The sequence below is a fragment of the Oceanobacillus sp. AG genome, assembly GCF_009746545.1.
Classification (GTDB): Bacteria; Bacillota; Bacilli; order Bacillales; family Amphibacillaceae; genus Oceanobacillus; species Oceanobacillus indicireducens.
In genome coordinates this window covers 26442-43261 of record NZ_WOWT01000019.1, presented here as the reverse complement: position 1 = coordinate 43261, position 16820 = coordinate 26442, and the positions used below count along the sequence as shown (strand labels likewise).

General features: G+C 38.5%; 17 protein-coding genes and 6 tRNA genes. 19 read left to right on the top strand and 4 right to left on the bottom strand.

Annotated elements, in window-relative coordinates; all coding sequences use genetic code 11:
- Positions 1–20 precede the first annotated feature (20 nt).
- Together GN217_RS11390 and GN217_RS11385 are read left to right on the top strand one after the other, a co-directional pair.
- Positions 21–1337 (top strand): DEAD/DEAH box helicase, encoded by a 1317-nt coding sequence (locus tag GN217_RS11390; RefSeq protein ID WP_156856801.1) that lies wholly within the window; start codon positions 21–23, stop codon positions 1335–1337.
- Positions 1338–1355: 18 nt separating this feature from the next.
- Positions 1356–2246, top strand: coding sequence for a deoxyribonuclease IV (locus GN217_RS11385; protein WP_156856800.1), 891 nt, complete (start codon positions 1356–1358; stop codon positions 2244–2246).
- A gap of 140 nt (positions 2247–2386) precedes the next feature.
- Here GN217_RS11385 and GN217_RS11380 read toward each other — a convergent pair whose 3' ends face one another.
- Positions 2387–2671 carry a DUF2624 domain-containing protein gene (locus GN217_RS11380; RefSeq protein ID WP_156856799.1) on the bottom strand — a complete coding sequence of 95 codons (285 nt, stop codon included), beginning with the start codon at positions 2669–2671 and terminating at the stop codon, positions 2387–2389.
- Between the two features lie 135 nt (positions 2672–2806).
- Here GN217_RS11380 and GN217_RS11375 point away from each other — a divergent pair, with 135 nt between their 5' ends.
- Positions 2807–3124 carry a hypothetical protein gene (locus GN217_RS11375; RefSeq protein WP_156856798.1) on the top strand — a complete coding sequence of 106 codons (318 nt, stop codon included), beginning with the start codon at positions 2807–2809 and terminating at the stop codon, positions 3122–3124.
- Between the two features lie 20 nt (positions 3125–3144).
- Here the strand turns inward: GN217_RS11375 and GN217_RS11370 are convergent, their stop codons facing one another.
- Complete coding sequence (locus tag GN217_RS11370) at positions 3145–3483, bottom strand: hypothetical protein (RefSeq protein ID WP_156856797.1); 339 nt, start codon at positions 3481–3483, stop codon at positions 3145–3147.
- Positions 3484–3651: 168 nt separating this feature from the next.
- Between GN217_RS11370 and GN217_RS11365 the strand changes: the two genes are divergently transcribed.
- From GN217_RS11365 to phoU, 12 genes are all read left to right on the top strand, one after another.
- On the top strand, positions 3652–4281 hold the full coding sequence (locus GN217_RS11365) for an NfeD family protein (protein ID WP_156856796.1): 630 nt from the start codon (positions 3652–3654) through the stop codon (positions 4279–4281).
- A gap of 204 nt (positions 4282–4485) precedes the next feature.
- On the top strand, positions 4486–6114 hold the full coding sequence (locus tag GN217_RS11360; RefSeq protein ID WP_156856795.1) for a Na/Pi cotransporter family protein: 1629 nt from the start codon (positions 4486–4488) through the stop codon (positions 6112–6114).
- 189 nt (positions 6115–6303) lie between these two features.
- Positions 6304–6564 carry a P-loop NTPase family protein gene (locus GN217_RS19540; protein ID WP_156856794.1) on the top strand — a complete coding sequence of 87 codons (261 nt, stop codon included), beginning with the start codon at positions 6304–6306 and terminating at the stop codon, positions 6562–6564.
- A gap of 293 nt (positions 6565–6857) precedes the next feature.
- Positions 6858–6932 (top strand) — tRNA-Asn (locus GN217_RS11350).
- Between the two features lies 1 nt (position 6933).
- A tRNA-Met gene (locus GN217_RS11345) sits at positions 6934–7007 on the top strand.
- Between the two features lie 79 nt (positions 7008–7086).
- Positions 7087–7162, top strand: a tRNA-His gene (locus GN217_RS11340).
- Between the two features lie 18 nt (positions 7163–7180).
- Positions 7181–7257: transfer RNA gene (locus tag GN217_RS11335), tRNA-Ile, on the top strand.
- A 21-nt stretch (positions 7258–7278) separates the two neighbouring features.
- Positions 7279–7371 (top strand) — tRNA-Ser (locus GN217_RS11330).
- 212 nt (positions 7372–7583) lie between these two features.
- Positions 7584–7659 (top strand) — tRNA-Phe (locus tag GN217_RS11325).
- 174 nt (positions 7660–7833) lie between these two features.
- Positions 7834–8445, top strand: a complete 612-nt coding sequence (gene sodA, locus GN217_RS11320) for a superoxide dismutase SodA (RefSeq protein ID WP_156856793.1) — start codon at positions 7834–7836, stop codon at positions 8443–8445.
- Between the two features lie 175 nt (positions 8446–8620).
- Positions 8621–10768 carry a peptidoglycan D,D-transpeptidase FtsI family protein gene (locus tag GN217_RS11315; protein ID WP_156856792.1) on the top strand — a complete coding sequence of 716 codons (2148 nt, stop codon included), beginning with the start codon at positions 8621–8623 and terminating at the stop codon, positions 10766–10768.
- A gap of 117 nt (positions 10769–10885) precedes the next feature.
- Positions 10886–11542 (top strand): phosphate signaling complex protein PhoU, encoded by a 657-nt coding sequence (gene phoU / locus GN217_RS11310; protein ID WP_156856791.1) that lies wholly within the window; start codon positions 10886–10888, stop codon positions 11540–11542.
- A gap of 172 nt (positions 11543–11714) precedes the next feature.
- Here the strand turns inward: phoU and GN217_RS11305 are convergent, their stop codons facing one another.
- A complete protein-coding gene (locus GN217_RS11305; RefSeq protein ID WP_156856790.1) occupies positions 11715–12332 on the bottom strand; it encodes an MltG/YceG/YrrL family protein in 618 nt (205 codons plus the stop codon).
- Positions 12333–12360: 28 nt separating this feature from the next.
- On the bottom strand, positions 12361–12588 hold the full coding sequence (locus GN217_RS11300) for a hypothetical protein (protein WP_156856789.1): 228 nt from the start codon (positions 12586–12588) through the stop codon (positions 12361–12363).
- 175 nt (positions 12589–12763) lie between these two features.
- Here GN217_RS11300 and rpmG point away from each other — a divergent pair, with 175 nt between their 5' ends.
- The 4 genes from rpmG (at position 12764) to GN217_RS11280 (ending at position 16645) form a co-directional block, all read left to right on the top strand.
- Complete coding sequence (rpmG, locus tag GN217_RS11295) at positions 12764–12913, top strand: 50S ribosomal protein L33 (RefSeq protein WP_021291115.1); 150 nt, start codon at positions 12764–12766, stop codon at positions 12911–12913.
- Positions 12914–13556: 643 nt separating this feature from the next.
- Positions 13557–15110, top strand: a complete 1554-nt coding sequence (locus tag GN217_RS11290) for a rhomboid family intramembrane serine protease (protein ID WP_156856788.1) — start codon at positions 13557–13559, stop codon at positions 15108–15110.
- 352 nt (positions 15111–15462) lie between these two features.
- Complete coding sequence (locus tag GN217_RS11285; RefSeq protein ID WP_156856787.1) at positions 15463–15681, top strand: YqgQ family protein; 219 nt, start codon at positions 15463–15465, stop codon at positions 15679–15681.
- Positions 15674–16645 carry an ROK family glucokinase gene (locus tag GN217_RS11280; protein WP_156856786.1) on the top strand — a complete coding sequence of 324 codons (972 nt, stop codon included), beginning with the start codon at positions 15674–15676 and terminating at the stop codon, positions 16643–16645. Before GN217_RS11285 ends, GN217_RS11280 begins: the two co-directional genes overlap by 8 nt.
- The last annotated feature ends 175 nt before the right edge of the window (positions 16646–16820 follow it).

The window sequence follows — 16820 nt, the reverse complement described above, 5'->3', positions numbered from 1 at the left end:
CGGTAAAAAGGAGTACGACTATGACAAAAACTACATTTCAATCCTTAGGCATGCATCCTGCATTAATGGATGTCGTCCAGAAGTTGCAATTTAACCATCCAACTGAAATACAAGAAAAGGTCATTCCGCCGATTCTAAATGGGCAAAGTGTGATTGGTCAGTCGCGAACAGGATCAGGAAAGTCACATGCTTTTCTTCTGCCCCTATTTAATCAACTGGATTCAAGTAAAAGGGAAGTCCAATTTGTCATCACAGCCCCGACGAGGGAGCTTGCTATTCAGTTACATGATGAGGTTAAAAAAATAATCCATTATGCAGATAAAGACGGGATCTGGATAAGTAAGTTGCTCATTGGTGGAACGGATAAACAGAAAATGATGGAGAAATTAAAAACACCACCTCATATTATCGTTGGAACTCCCGGGCGGATTCTCGATATGGTGAAATCGGAAAGTTTATCGATTTATTCAGCGAAATCATTTGTCGTGGATGAGGCAGATTTAATGCTTGACTTAGGGTTTATTCAAGATGTCGACCAACTGCTTGTTCGGTCAAAACAGGATATTCAATTACTAGTATTTTCTGCTACAATTCCTGAAAGGCTGCGACATTTCTTTCAAAAGTATTTGGACCAACCAGTTTATGTTAAAATTGAAGAACATTTCTCACCTGAATTGATGGAACATCAATTTATTGCTGTAAAACATCGCGATAAGGGAGAAGTTATTCGTGATATTTCAAAAGTAATCCAACCATACCTCGCTTTAGTATTTACAAATGGCAAAGCAGAAGCAGACGCATTATTGGATAGCTTGCTACGTCACGGCTTAAATGCTGGTATTATTCATGGTGGTTTATCACCGCGTGAAAGAAAACGTGTATTAAAAGAAATCCAAAATTTACGTTATGAATATGTCGTTGCAACTGATCTTGCCTCAAGAGGGATTGACATAAAAGGTGTGAGTCATGTTATTAATGCTGACTTACCGAAAGAGGAAGCATTTTATATTCACCGCGTCGGCCGAACTGCAAGGGCGGGTCTGGAAGGTACAGCAATCAGTTTATACACCGAAGAAGATTTTGGTCTGATTGAGAACCTAGAGAAAAAAGGGTTGCAAATAACGTATATTGATGTTAAAGATAAGGAGTTCGTTACCGCAAAACCTTGGAATACACGAAAGTTAAGAAAAAACCAAGCGTCTGCGATTGAAAAAGAAGCATGGAAACGTGTCAAGAAAGCAAAGAAGGTTAAACCAGGTTATAAAAAGAAACAAAAACAAGAACAGGAAAATATAAAGAGAAAATTAGCTGCAAAAAAATATAACAAAAGAAAATAATCAGGAGAGGTGTACGTTTTGTTGAAGATTGGATCGCATGTATCAATGAGTGGCAAAAAAATGCTGTTAGGCTCTAGTGAGGAAGCTGTTTCATACGGAGCAAATACGTTTATGATTTATACAGGTGCCCCTCAGAATACGAGAAGAAAACCACTTGAAGAATTAAATATAGAAAAAGGAAAAGAACATATGAAGGAGCATGGGATTACAGATATTATTGTCCATGCCCCGTATATTATTAATATCGGCAATACGCAAAAACCAGCAACATTTGAACTTGGAGTAAATTTTCTAAGAAGTGAAATGGAGCGTACGGAAGTAATCGGAGCGAAACAAATCGTCCTGCATCCCGGGGCTCATGTCGGTTCAGGGGAAGACGCCGGTATTAAAAGAATTATTGAAGGTCTGAATGAAGTGTTGACAAGAGAACACGAAGTGCAAATCGCATTAGAAACGATGGCAGGAAAAGGTTCGGAAATCGGGAAGACATTCGAGGAACTGGCAAGAATTATTGACGGGGTCACATTTAATGAAAAACTTTCGGTATGTATGGATACATGTCACATTCATGACGCTGGTTATGACATTGTCAATGACTTTGACGGTGTATTGAATGAATTTGATAAAACCATTGGAGTTGACCGTATTAAGGTTGTTCATGTCAATGACAGTAAAAATCCAAAAGGCGCAAGAAAAGACCGTCATGAAAACATCGGTTTCGGCCATATAGGCTTCGAACCATTACATTACATCATTAATCATCCACAGCTGAAAGAACTGCCAAAAATTCTCGAAACACCATATGTAGGGGAAGACAAGAAAAATAAAAAAGCGCCATATAAACACGAAATTGAAATGATAAAAGACGGTAATTTCAATGCGGATTTAAAAGAAATTATTATGCAATAAATAGACCGGGGCATAACTACACGATATGGATTAAATAACGAACAGATCTACTCACCGGCCGCCTGCGAAAACGGGCGCCGGTGAGAATCATGATGATAAGTTCTGATGTTTACCATACACTAAAGTTATGACCCGTTTTTTTATTGAAATAAATGTTCTAGTCCATAGCTCTTAATAAGCTGTTCAAATAAAGCTCTTGCCTTTTGTGCAGTCTGGGGATTCGTAATTGCCGCTATTTTATCATGCGCTTCATCGATTCCTTTTTTTGAAAAAATATCAATATCATTTGTTTGGATATAATGGATAATTTTTGTTGCTTCATCCCTTGTTAACGAAAATCCGTATTGATCCGCATAATGTAAAATCTCTCCGGCTGTTAACTGTCTCAGCTTCGTTTTCACCATTTCTTTAATAAAAAATGACATCAGATTCCTCCTTTATTTATTGTGTCATACATAAGCTATGCAAAGCAGGTTCCAATCTTGCCAGTTAATAACATCATAAGTGTGGCCAGACTCCATAAACTAACGGTGAACACGATGAAAAGGAGGCAAAATAAAATGGATGATGATAAACGCAATATCCAACCAGCACCACATCGCGGCGGTGAAGACAGATATAGAAAGCGCCATGATGAAGAATTTGCTGAAGAGTTCGCAATGGATGATGCCGATGCCCGTCATGATGATGACGTTATCAGTACGTACGGGTGGATTGGTATTGTTCTATCCTTACTTTCCTTTTTGGTTTGGCCAGTCTTTTTTGGAGCGGTAGGTATCATCCTAGGCTTCGTTTCCCGGAGCAAGGGTGCTGATACACTAGGTAATATCGCAATCGGTATTGGGGCACTATCCATTATCCTGCGTATATTTATGTAGATAGGAGAGAGGTTGTTCACTCAACCTCTCTCTTGTTGTTTTTGCGGTTCATTGTATAATGGAAAGTAATAGAAAGAATTAGGTAGAAGTGACTCTGTATCAACACCTGGATTCAACTTTTCAAAATCATTGATAACTTGTTGGACATCTAAATAATCCAATTCATTAATTTCTTCTGTGACCGATAATACGGTATCTCCATGCTTGATTTTAATATGGGCAATTCCGGTATCTTTATCCTCTTGTACTTTTACAACGCTCTCTTCTTTCAGTGGTTGTTGTTTGGATAAATCATCAATGACACTTATTATCACTAAGATAAATAGTAATAATAAGGATAAACGTTTAGATGTTGACATAGTTTTCTCCTTTTTTCCACAGTAATCATCCCTAAAACTTCCAGTTCAGATGAGTCACTCATGATTTGCTCAACTAATCAGTGGAATGAAGCATTCTTCTGATTAAAGTTTTTTTATGAAACAAAATTTATACTTAATCCGTAGATATAAATGAAAGGGGAAATTATTATGGGCATATTTGATCTTGAATGGATTGGATTAGTTATTACATTCTTAGGAACGCTATTCCTTATTGGAGAAGTACTCGTTAATATGCGAGGTCTGTTTGCATTGTTGGGAATTGGCTTTATTACCGTTTATTTTAGTGCCTATGTTGGAACAGAATCCGTTATACTTATGATTATTATTTATTTTGTTGGTTTAGTACTAATTATTATAGATGGGAAATTACTAAATGATGGTACGCTTTCAACGATTGGGCTTGTAGCTATGCTAACCTCAGTCGGTGTAGCCGCTCCTAGTTTAACTGCTGCTCTATTTGCCATCATTGGTGTTGTGTTAGGTGCCGCTTGCTCGTTCTTTTTCCTGAAAGTGTTTAAGCGAAGGGAAATGTGGACCAAAATTGCTCTCAAAGATCAGCTCAGCAAAGAGGCTGGTTATAACTCGATGAATATGGAATATGAAAAATTAGTCGGAGAAAAGGGAGTTGCACTTAATGATTTACGACCAGTGGGAACAGTACGAATCAATGGAAAAGATTATAGTGCCCAGTCGGAGGGGAAATGGATCTCAAAAGATACAGAAGTAACTGTTGTTAAAGTAGATGGTACAAAGATACAGGTTGAAGAAATTGTATAGAACAATTGCTAATGCTTGCCTAATTAGGTAAAGCATTATTTTTTTGTCTTTTTGACATAAAGTTGTTCGTTAAGGGTAAAAACTACATTATAAAAGAGCGTTTGTAAAAAGTATGTAAATTTTATTAAAAAGGCTTTACAAATCATGGACTAAAATTAATAATAGATAAGTATGCGAATTTCAGGCTTGAAAGGATGAAAATAATTGGATATTGATGTGCAATCGCTCATATTTGATTTTATCGGCGGTATAGGAATATTCCTCCTCGGTATCAAATTCATGGGAGATGGACTTCAGCGTTCTGCTGGAGATAGATTAAGGGATATACTGGATCGATTCACAAGCAATCCATTTCTCGGTGTTTTAGCGGGGATTGTCGTCACGCTATTAATTCAGAGCAGTTCAGGAACAACGGTGCTTACTGTTGGTCTTGTCAGTGCCGGCTTTATGACGCTAAGACAAGCAATCGGTGTCATTATGGGAGCGAATATCGGAACGACAGCAACTGCGTTTATTATCGGGATTGACATAGGGGAATATGCCTTGCCAATTCTCGCTGTCGGTAGTTTCTTAATTTTCTTCTTTAGTAACCAAAAAGTAACTGCCATTGGACAAGCTCTCTTTGGATTTGGAGCTCTATTCTTCGGACTTGAATTAATGAGTAGTGGAATGAGCCCACTGCGTACACTTGATTCTTTCCATGAATTAACTGTCAGTATGAGTGAAACACCAATCCTCGGTGTTGTAATTGGAACAGTATTTACAATGGTTGTTCAAAGTTCTACTGCAACGATTGGGATCTTGCAAGGACTAATGTCAGAAGGGGCAATCAAGCTTGATGCAGCAATACCGGTTTTACTAGGTGATAATTTAGGAACAACGATTACTGCAATTATTGCTTCATTAGGGGCTTCGATTGCCGCTAAGCGAGCTGCATTAACACATGTGGTCTTCAATATTATCGGGGTAGTTATATTTATGATCTTATTAAGTCCGTTTATTTCTTTTGTAACTTATTTGCAAGAACAACTATCCTTGAACCCATCCATGACAATTGCGGTCGCACATGGTTCTTATAATATTATGAATACAGCAATTCAATTCTCGTTCATCGGTGCATTAGCATGGATTGTTACGAAATTGATTCCTGGAGAAGATATGGTTATTGAATATAAACCACAGCATTTAGATCCAATTGTTATTAATAAATCTTCTTCACTTGCACTCGAACAGGCAAAATTAGAAGTATTACGTATGGGGGACTTTGCATATAAAGGCTTGGAAGAAACGTTGAAATATGCTCAAACATTAGATACAAAACATTCGGAAATGGCAAGTCAAGTTGAAGGTGCAATTAATAACTTGGATCGCAAAATAACCGAATATCTTGTCGCTATCTCTGCAGAATCTATGACGAAGTGGGAAAGGGATAAACATACTCTCTTAATGGATAGTGTGCGCGATATTGAACGAATTGGCGACCACTTTGAAAACATCACTGAGTTGATTGACTATCGAATATCCAATAAGGTTGATTTAACGGATCAGGCAATGGATGACTTAAACAGTATGTTCGATTTAACTTTATTAACGGTGAAACAATCTATTGAATGTTTAGACAATCGTGATAAAGAATTAGCACTCGAAGTAATTCGTAAAGAGGAACAAATTGACCAGATGGAAAGAAAATACCGGAAGCGACATATTATCCGAGTGAATGAAGGATTATGTACTGCGTCTGCGGGAATTGTTTTTGTCGATATTTTAAGTAACTTAGAGCGTATCGGCGACCATGCGGTTAATATTGTAGAAGAAATTTTAGAACAACAATAAACTATTGAGGGGAAAGAAATAATATCTTTTCCCTTTTCAATTGATAAAGCAGAGTTTAACATGATGTATGATAAATTAGACAAATTAAAAGTAAATATTTTACCAGGTCGCTCGAGAGAGAAAAGAGGTAAGAAATCCATTTATTCTACAGACCCTGATGAGCACAAATTTGAATAAGGGGGCTTTTCCGTGAAAAGAATAGCTATTATCGGCTCTGCTGGAGCTGGGAAATCTACTTTTGCCAGACAATTAAGCACAAAACTAAATATTGAAGTCTATCATTTAGATGCTATTCTTTGGAAGCCAAATTGGACAGGTACCCCTAAGGATGAACGTTCCATCTTTAAATCGCACGGAAAAATTATCTTGCCTTTGGTGCTTGTGAAAGACGGTGTCTGGAGTTTGTCAGGAAACCGACAAAATATGAAATACAAGCCCCAAATAAAGTAGCTATTTACAAACTAGTCGAGAATACCTGTGATTTCAACTGTGGAATGAAGGGCATACTATATTAGGCAAAGAATTTAAATTAAAGTAAACAAGTTCGTTAAAATAAATGCATTTTCGGATAGAATGTTGTATAATGAAAACCTATGACTTGTAAACTTAATGTCGAATGAACACGAACAATTCATCAAAAAATTTCTTTGAAGAAAAAGTATTGCAAAAGGGCAATAAAAGTGTTGACATTTTTTCTAGGACATGGTAAATTATATCTTGTTGGTTAATCCACAGCAATTTATTCCACAGTAGCTCAGTGGTAGAGCAATCGGCTGTTAACCGATCGGTCGTAGGTTCGAATCCTACCTGTGGAGCCATGGCGGCGTAGCTCAGCTGGCGAGAGCGTACGGTTCATACCCGTGAGGTCGTGGGTTCGATCCCCTCCGCCGCTATACTAGGTTACAGTGTGCAAGCTGTACACTGTAACCCATTTAAATCATGAAATGTGCAGAGCTACATCTTTTACCGATGGCGGTCGTGGCGAAGTGGTTAACGCACCGGATTGTGGCTCCGGCATCCGTGGGTTCGATCCCCACCGATCGCCCCATCAATATATCATATGAACGGACCCTTAGCTCAGTTGGTTAGAGCTATCGGCTCATAACCGATCGGTCGCAGGTTCGAATCCTGCAGGGTCCACCATTTTGTTTAAGTTTAATAGTTGGAGGTATACCCAAGTCTGGCTGAAGGGGTCGGTCTTGAAAACCGAGAGGCGGGTCAAACCGCGCGGGGGTTCGAATCCCTCTACCTCCTCCATTTACATATCTTGTAAATAAATAGAAAAAATAGGCTCGGTAGCTCAGTCGGTAGAGCATAGCGTAAACATCCTCGAACTACTCCATTGTAGCTATGCGAGGAGTGCAACTTCACCGAATCAGCTTGCAACACGACGAGCAACTTCTTCGTTGACTATGCTTCGAAGCATAGCAAGAAATAAACACACTTAAAAGAAAACGACCACATCATATGGCTCGGTAGCTCAGTCGGTAGAGCAACGGACTGAAAATCCGTGTGTCGGCGGTTCGATTCCGTTCCGAGCCACCATTGTTCAAACAAGCAAACATGCTTGTTTTTTTATGCCCCCACCTTTGTACAACTCGATCCTTCTTAGTATAAAATAAAAGATTTACTTTCTATGAAGCATAAAATTTGCAACAAATATAAAGCTTTGATAATCTACAATTACAGGTAAGATAATATTAAGGGAGGAAGATTTTTATGGCAAAATTTGAACTACCAGAATTACCATATGCATATGATGCATTGGAAAAGTCTATTGACAAAGAGACGATGAACATTCACCATACGAAACACCACAACACGTACGTTACAAACCTTAATAACGCATTAGAGGGTCATGCTGACTTACAGGAGAAATCACTGGAAGAGCTAATCAGTAACCTTGACGCTGTACCTGAAAGCATCCGTACCGCTGTTCGCAATAATGGTGGGGGACATGCTAACCATAGCCTGTTTTGGGAAATCTTGTCACCAAACGGAGGCGGAGAACCGACTGGCGAATTAGCGGATAAAATCAATGCTAAATTTGGCAGTTTCGACAAATTTAAAGAAGAATTCAAAACTGCAGCGACTGGCCGTTTCGGTTCAGGTTGGGCATGGCTAGTAGTTGATAACGGCGAACTTGAAATCACAAGTACGCCAAACCAAGACTCTCCATTAATGGAAGGTAAGACTCCTATTTTAGGATTAGACGTTTGGGAGCATGCTTACTACTTGAGATATCAAAACAAGCGCCCTGATTACATTGATTCCTTCTGGGATGTAGTAAACTGGGATGAAGTTGCTAAGCGCTATAACGAAGCAAAATAATTATTCCATTACAGAAAACGTGAAGAAAATCAATCTTCACGTTTTTCTTTTGTCTTAATGGACTTCACCCTGACTTAACAACGATAAATTGCTAATAAATAACGAAATACATAAGGTTTTATGGTAGAATATAAGAGCAGATATTTCAGCATTACGAAAAATGAGGGGGCGTATAATGAAGGAAAAAAAGAAAAAAAGAGCACAGCTTCCCTTTCGAACAAATATAATCTTTTTCATCGTGTTCTTATTATTTTCAATGCTGATTTTTCAACTAGGTGTCGTGCAAATCCTGAATGGAGAAGAATTCCAAGAGGAAATTGACAAAACGATTCAAGATACGACTAAAATCCCGGTACCTCGGGGAAAAATATATGACAGAAATGAAAATTTAGTTGTTGATAATAAGGCGCTATATTCCATTACGTATACACCTCCCAAAGGTGTGCAGCCACAGGATCGTTTAGACCTCGCGGAAAAGTTAGCGAAGTTTATTTCGATGGACAGCAAAGAAGAGCTTAACAAAATAACAGATCGGGATAAGCGCGAATATGTCTATCTGAAAGATTTGGCAAAAAACGAAGGTAAATCAGCTGATGAAAGGGAAGAAACATACGAGGACTTGTTACCGGAAGAAAAAACGAAGGACATGTCCAACGCAGAAATTTACCAAGAGGTTTTAAAATCCATTCCAGATGAGCATGTGGCAGATAATAATTTTACAAAAGAAGAACTCGAAGTGATCCGGATTAAAAAAGAACTGGATAAAGCTTACTCCTTAACGCCGCAAATTATTAAAAATGAGGATGTTACACCGGAAGAATATGCACTCGTCTCAGAAAATCTTGACCAATTGCCAGGAATCAATGCAACAACAGACTGGGATCGTGAGTATATGTATGGCTCTACAATTCGAAGTCTTCTAGGAAGTATCAGTACCCATCAAACCGGGATCCCAGCAGAAAATATGCAATATTTCATGTCACGAGGCTACAGTAGAAATGACCGGGTTGGCAGAAGTGGATTAGAACAGCAGTATGAAGATGTTCTTAGGGGTACAAAAGAAAAAATTGAATATACAACGACGAAATCAGGTGCTATCATCGATTCCAAGACCCTTGTTAAGGGTGAGAGAGGGAAGGATCTCATCCTAACGATTGATATGGAATTCCAAGAAAAGGTAGATGAGATTCTGGAGGAAGAGTTAAGAAAGGCAATTCAATTAGACCCTTATAATAACCGTTACTTAAACGATGCACTAGCAGTTGTGATGGATCCGAAAACAGGAGAATTAATTTCAGTAGCCGGGAAAACATACGATCATAAGGAAGGGACATTTAGTTATAGTCCGCATCACACATTGCATGATGCTCATCGACCGGGTTCGGTTGTAAAAGGTGCTACTGTATTAGCGGGATTGCATTCAGGTGTTATTAGTCCAGGGCAAATTTTTAATGACAGGCCTATCAAAATAGCGGGCACCCCAGAAAAACGATCCTTATCAAGCACAATTGGTTTGGCAGATGATATCAAAGCATTGAAAGAATCATCGAACATATATATGTTCTATATTGCTCTACGAATGGCGGGGGATTATCGTACTCCATTTCCAAATGGGGCGAGTTCATCAATGGATCTTGCGGCATGGCAGGAAATGCGAAATTATTTCCTTCAATTTGGTTTAGGTGCTCCCACAGGTATAGATTTTCCATCTGAATCAACAGGGGTACTTGGTCAGTCTAAAAATGACGTTGGTCTACTGATGAACTATGCAATCGGCCAGTACGATACGTATACAACTCTTCAATTAGCTCAATACGTTTCGACTATCGCTAATGATGGTTACCGTGTGCGCCCGCATTTCGTAAAAGAGATACGAGAACCAATCGCTTCCAAGAAGGAATTAGGTCCACTTTATAAATCGATAAATACAGAGTACTTGAATCAAATTCAAGCGAGCGAATCGGAAATTGCTCGAGTGCAGGAAGGCTTTAGGCAAGCATTCCAAGTGCAGCGCGGTACGGCTTATAGTAACTTTGCAGGGAAAGATTATAATGCTGTAGGTAAGACGGGAACAGCGGAGAATACGGTTTATGTCGATGGGGTAGGGTATGATACAATCAACCGTGCGATCATCGGTTATGCTCCAATGGATAACCCAGAAGTTGCTTTTGCAGTACTGGTTCCAAATATCGGCATTAATGCAAGAGAAGATGGGAATGTCGCCAACCGGATTGCCGAGCGTATTCTTGATACGTACTTCGAAATGCAAGAAGAGCAGGATGATGGCGATGCTGAAGAAGCGGCAGAAGATGGAGAATCGTAAAAAAGCTCAATATTATTTACACAATAATTTAACACTCATTTAACAATCTTCCGGTATACTTAAGCTATACAATTCATACGTCTAGCAATGGATTGAAGATAGTTTGGAGGAGATTGGATGAGCCCGACACGTGAGCAGTTTCAAAGTGAATTAGAGCAGTTGAAAGAAGAAGTCATTAAAATGGCGAACTTATCCGGCGAGGCATTGTCGAAAGCTGTCGATTCATTAATTAATCAAGACTTGGAACAAGCGAAAGAAATCCTTGAAGAAGATAAACAAATTGATGAATTGGAAAGAGAAATAAATGAAAAATCGGTGCTGCTGATTGCAAAACAACAACCGGTAGCAACCGATCTACGGCAGATTATTATTGCTCTCCGCGTAGTAACCGATATCGAAAGAATGGGCGATAATGCTAAAAATATTGCAAAAGCAACAATCCATTTAGATAAGAATCTTTCTACTATTCCGGAAGGTCTGCGGCAAATGCATGAAATTGCAATGGATATGTTGAAAACATCGATGCATGCTTTTAAATATGAAGATATTACCGTTGCTGAGAAATTAGCGGAAACAGATGATAAAGTAGATAAGATGTATAAGCATATTGTTAGCGAGCTGATTGGAGAAACAGCAACAAATCCGGATAAAATCCAATATATTATGCAAGTAGCGTTTTGTGCCCGCTACTTAGAACGCTTCGCCGACCATATTACAAATATAGGGGAAAGCATACTCTACTTAGTTAAAGGAAAAAATTATAACCTTAATTGATTAATAGTGTGTCGAAAATGAGTCTGCGTCAGCAAGGTACATGTGGAGCGGAAAAAGTGAGCCAACGAGCTTCAAAGGTGCATGGGCGCACTACGAAGTATCATTTTTGCCAGACTTTCGGAAACAAAATCGAATTAAAAAACCAGCGCCTCCAATAGTAGGCACTGGTTTTTTAATTTGATGTCAAACGTTCGGCTATTTCGTATTCGGATAAACCACGTTCTAGTTCATGTTTACCCATTTGAACACGTAAAGAATAGTCGTTATCAATCAAGTATTTGTTAAAAGATGCTGCATCGTCGATAAGTCCTTCTTCTTCAAGAATATCGCTAATATATGAAGTTGCCATTCCTGGTTCAACTGTAATGACTACAGGGGAATTCTTATCTTTCTTTTTAGGCTTTTCATCTTTCTGCTTTTCCTTTTTCTTATCGTCAGCAGCTTTTTCTTTATTCTTATCCTTTTCTTTATCTTCTTTTGCGGCTTTATCTCCATCAGCTTTATCATCATTAGCTTTTTCTTTTTCTTCTTTGGATTCCTTAGCATCCTCTTCATCAGACTCAGCTACATCCGTTTCATCATCATTTTTCTCTTTATTACCTAAAGTAAAGCTAATATAGTCTTCTTCAGAAATAACGCGTAATCCTTTTTCTTCAATTTTCTCTATCAATTCTTCTGTTGTATCTTCTGCTGTACTTTCATTGCCATAACCAAATAAATAAAACACAGCAAGTAAAATCAATCCGGTAGTAATCAAGCCAACTGAGAATGCGCGTAGTGTATGTTTCATGCTTAACTCCTTTTCTGGCGTCTAGTAATCAAGATTGTTCCTTAAACTCCGAACTGGAGGATTGATTAATATTTCCTGGGAGCAATTCTTCTTCTAGTATTTTAATTTTCTTCTTCATTTGGTATGTATCCTGCATAGAAGTAATCGAAAGCTGTTCGACTTGACTTTCCAGCTCTTCCAATCGATCATTCATAAAATAAGACAGGATGAACAAGACCAGACCGATAATGAGTATGGTTACAATCGCAATTATCATTTATTTCCCTCCCTTTAACCACATATTAGTTATATCATATTATGAGTGTCATGAAAACCTTAAAATTACCTAGAGAATTGTTGAATCTTTTTGCAACATCTGTTATTATAATAAAGGTCTAATAAAATTGCTTATGTATTCTTAAAGATAGTTTGAAAAGTTTGGAGGGAAAATCATGCGCGTTAATATCACGTTAGCTTGTACAGAAACAGGAGATCGTAACTATATTACTACGAAAAACAAGCGTACAAATCCTGAACGTATTGAGCTTATGAAATATAGTCCACGTCTTAAAAAACACACTTTACACCGTGAAACTAAATAAAACAATAATAAAGCTCTTATCCTCGGATGAGAGCTTTATTTATTTTATATAAGGTTAATAGCTACTGAATGCTTTCATACAGCGTAAGTGTCTGCTCTTTCACTAATTAAGGCGCTCTAATCGCCGTTCAGTTGCCCGGTGGACGGATGCTTTCCGCGGGCACAGCTGGAGCCTCCTCGGGCTACCGCCCTGCGGGGTCTCCAGACTCGTGCTTTTCCCGCAGGAGTCACCGTCCACCGGGCAACTGAACTGGTAAGATGATTATTATTGAAAGCATTTATTCTAGCCCCATGTCACGATAGAAATTATATCTGTGGAATAATAAAGAGTGATCTAAATTGGGCTTTTCCTGGGAGCAGTCCAGACACCTCGAGACTCCTGCAGGAGGATAGGCATAGGTGAGCCCCCCCGCAGTACGCAAAGCGTACGAGGAGGCTCACCAGCCGCCTGCGGAAAGCGAGAGGTGTCTGGACTGCGGACCTCCAGAAGTAAGTTGCAAACACTTACGCTGTATGAAAGTATTCCGCAGTTTCACTTGATTTTAAAGTTATCCAGCTGTTTAGGTTGCGAAAATGGAGTGGGGATTATAATAATATATTTAGTAGAATAAATCTGCTATGATGAAGGGAAGGAAGGTGAATCCATGTCTTTAAATGAGCAATATCTTTTATATACCTTTGCAAATGATCTTGTGAAAAATCATAGATTTAACTTATTATATTTAAATGAGAAGACAAATGAAGTCTGGTTAGAGAAAAATGAAAACCGTACTTCAATCGTTGTGCGCCTCATACATAAAGGATTTGATTGGAAAAACCATTTAAAACAGGATATCTCATTTTTATTTCAACGGGTTCGAAACGTAAAACAATTATTAGGCAAGAATATAGAGGTATATAACCTTTATTTTACAAAGCATCAGCCTGTAGATACATGGGAAATACTGAAACAGCCATTGACCGCTGAAGGAAAACCGAAAGTAAGCATGAGAGTTTATTATTTGGATCAAGAAGAATATGTTCACGAAGCGGAACGGTTTGAACAAGATTTGCTGCCACACCAACCTATTTCCTATAACCTTGAATTACCAGATGAGAGAAAAGAAGAAGTTGTGGAAGAAACTAAATATGACTTTGTATCTTCATTAAAGAATAAACGGAAAGAAGTCGAAAATATTTTTAGCTTCGGAAGACCACTCTTTTCTTATGCATTTATCATTATTAATTTGCTTTGCTTTTTTTATATTGAATGGAAAGGGGATAGCACTTCGATTGAAACGCTTATCGAATTCGGTGCAAAGTATAATCCTGCGATGATAATCGATGGGGAGTGGTGGCGTTTGTTTAGCTCCATGTTTATCCACATTGGATTTATTCATCTCGCCTTAAACATGCTCGCCGTCTACTATTTAGGTACTGCAATTGAGAAAATCTTTGGAAGCAGCCGTTTTGTTCTCATTTATTTTATAGCCGGTTTAGGTGGTTCAATCGCGAGTTTCGCCTTTACGACAAGCGTTAGTGCCGGCGCTTCGGGGGCGATATTTGGTTTGTTCGGTGCGTTTCTTTATTTTGGTATTATACATAAACGATTATTCTTCCAAACAATTGGGTCAAGCATACTGCTTGTATTAGCTATAAATTTAGTGATTGGTTTATCCATTGATGAAATCGACATGGCGGCTCATGTTGGTGGACTAATCGCCGGATTCCTTGCTGCAGCAATTGTTGGCATGCCTAAGAATAAGCGGCCATTATTCCAAATCGGTACTGCAATCATTACCGCTGGTTTACTGTTTGGGGTTACATATTATGGCGTCCATGCAAATGAAAATAGCCAATCATTTCAATTATTACAGATCCAAGAGCATTTAGCTGATCATGATTATGAAAAGGTTGTTAATGTAGCAACGGACGCATTAGAGTTAAATGGGGATATGGAAAGCGCCCTTTTATTCCAACGCTCCTACGCTTACATCAAGCTTGGACGGTATGAAGAAGCATTGATTGATTTAGAAGAGAGTGTCACCTATGATAATCCTTTGCCAGAAGCATATCACAACTTGGCGATTTTATATGATCTCGAGGGAGATACTGAAAAATCTAAAGAAGCAATCGAACGAGCTTACCAAATGGACCCAACCAATGAAGATGTCATCGATCTATATGAAGAAATAATCGGAAACTCACCGACAAAGTAACGACTAGGTCCGATCTAAGGCGATAAATTTATTTGGTTGTCTCATCATGTTATATTGCTTTAGTAAGGAAGTAACTCATTTTTTCTCGGAACAGCCTCGTATTACCGAATGCCCCTGTGGGAAGAGAGGCTCATCAGCTGCCCACAATAAGTGCAGGTGTAAGGGGGCTGGTGAGCCGAGTAAAAAAGATTAATATTTTAACCTCTCGTAACAATAACATTAAACTACATCTCCCAGCCTATTTTCTTTTTTGGCAGTAAGACCCATTCTTACTGCCTTGTTTTCTAATAAAACTTCGCTATAATTTTCTTTACATTGATTCCTTTGGTATAATAGAGAGTGGTGAAATTTATTGAACTCTGTATATGACGTCCGAATGCTTTTAAAGCGATTCGGCACATTCGTTTATTCACGAGATCGTATCGGCGATCTTATATTAATGGAAAGTGAACTTGAAGAACTTTATAAATTGGGTTTTATTTCACAACAACTATACATTAGTGGGAAACTTGTTCTACAAAAAGAAAGAAATGCATTAGAAGAGGCAGAAAGAGGGCAAAGTCATGAATAAATATATGATTGGCATTGATATCGGCGGCACTTCCATTAAGTTTGGCTTATTCACGGCTGAAGGGGAACTCCTGCACAAGTGGAATATCCCAACAAGAACTGAAGACAATGGTTTTTTCATATTGCCGGATACCTGGGCATCTATAAAAGAAATTCTAGAAAAGAAGGATATAACAACGGATGAGATTCTCGGTATCGGAGCAGGAATTCCAGGCTTTATCAGTAGTGAAGAAGGTATTGTCCACTATGGAACGAATATAGGATGGAGAAATAAGCAGTTCACGAAAGAACTGAGTGATTTATCCGGCTTACCTGTATTTATCGAAAATGATGCAAACATGGCTGTGTTAGGTGAAAATTGGCAAGGTGCAGGGAATGAAGGAAAGCATGTTATTGCCGTTACGCTCGGAACTGGAGTTGGCGGTGGCATCATAGCTAACGGTTCAATCCTAAATGGAATAAGTGGCATGGCCGGAGAACTTGGACATATATTAATTGAAGAGAACGGAGCACCTTGCAATTGCGGAAAGAGTGGTTGTTTAGAAACAATCGCTTCAGCTACCGGCATAGTAAGGCTCGCAAAGGATTTAAGCATAAAACAGCCGGAATCAGAACTTGCTAAAATGTATAATGAAAAAAAGGATCTTACAGCAAAAGATGTTTTTCAATTGGCTGAGAAAGCCGATAAAGCTGCAATGGAAATAGTCAGTACGGTTGCAGCAACATTAGGGCGAACATTTGCGGATTTAGGTGTCATACTGAATCCGGAGAAAATCTTGATTGGTGGTGGGGTCTCTCAAGCTGGGGAACCATTTATCAATCAAATTCGTGATCATTTTGAAGCCTATGCTTTACCACGGGTAAAAGCTAACTGTGAAATCAAGCAAGCTGTACTTGGCAATGATGCGGGTATCATCGGAGCAGCTTTCTGTGTTAAGCAGAATGTGGAAAAAAGTTTACTCTAGATTTTTTTCTGTTTATCTAGTAAAATAAGATGTCAGAAAAACTATGAAGCAAATGTAAAAAAATGAAACCTTTATTAGTTGGTTTACGTCTAATAGTATAAGTGGATTGTAAAAAAACAGTTTACAAATTGCTCAAAGAGGGAATAGTGGAGTTTAACGCGTCTGTTCTCTTTAT

Bases quoted from the DNA above. Each gene is read 5' to 3' on its own strand.
- GN217_RS11315 (WP_156856792.1), top strand. From the start codon at position 8,621: ATGAAGGAAAAAAAGAAAAAAAGAGCACAGCTTCCCTTTCGAACAAAT.
- GN217_RS11280 (WP_156856786.1), top strand. From the start codon at position 15,674: ATGAATAAATATATGATTGGCATTGATATCGGCGGCACTTCCATTAAG.
- GN217_RS11305 (WP_156856790.1), bottom strand. From the start codon at position 12,332: ATGAAACATACACTACGCGCATTCTCAGTTGGCTTGATTACTACCGGA.
- GN217_RS11390 (WP_156856801.1), top strand. From the start codon at position 21: ATGACAAAAACTACATTTCAATCCTTAGGCATGCATCCTGCATTAATG.
- phoU (WP_156856791.1), top strand. From the start codon at position 10,886: ATGAGCCCGACACGTGAGCAGTTTCAAAGTGAATTAGAGCAGTTGAAA.
- GN217_RS11375 (WP_156856798.1), top strand. From the start codon at position 2,807: ATGGATGATGATAAACGCAATATCCAACCAGCACCACATCGCGGCGGT.
- GN217_RS11290 (WP_156856788.1), top strand. From the start codon at position 13,557: ATGTCTTTAAATGAGCAATATCTTTTATATACCTTTGCAAATGATCTT.
- GN217_RS11365 (WP_156856796.1), top strand. From the start codon at position 3,652: ATGGGCATATTTGATCTTGAATGGATTGGATTAGTTATTACATTCTTA.
- GN217_RS11380 (WP_156856799.1), bottom strand. From the start codon at position 2,671: ATGTCATTTTTTATTAAAGAAATGGTGAAAACGAAGCTGAGACAGTTA.
- sodA (WP_156856793.1), top strand. From the start codon at position 7,834: ATGGCAAAATTTGAACTACCAGAATTACCATATGCATATGATGCATTG.
- rpmG (WP_021291115.1), top strand. From the start codon at position 12,764: ATGCGCGTTAATATCACGTTAGCTTGTACAGAAACAGGAGATCGTAAC.
- GN217_RS11370 (WP_156856797.1), bottom strand. From the start codon at position 3,483: ATGTCAACATCTAAACGTTTATCCTTATTATTACTATTTATCTTAGTG.
- GN217_RS11300 (WP_156856789.1), bottom strand. From the start codon at position 12,588: ATGATAATTGCGATTGTAACCATACTCATTATCGGTCTGGTCTTGTTC.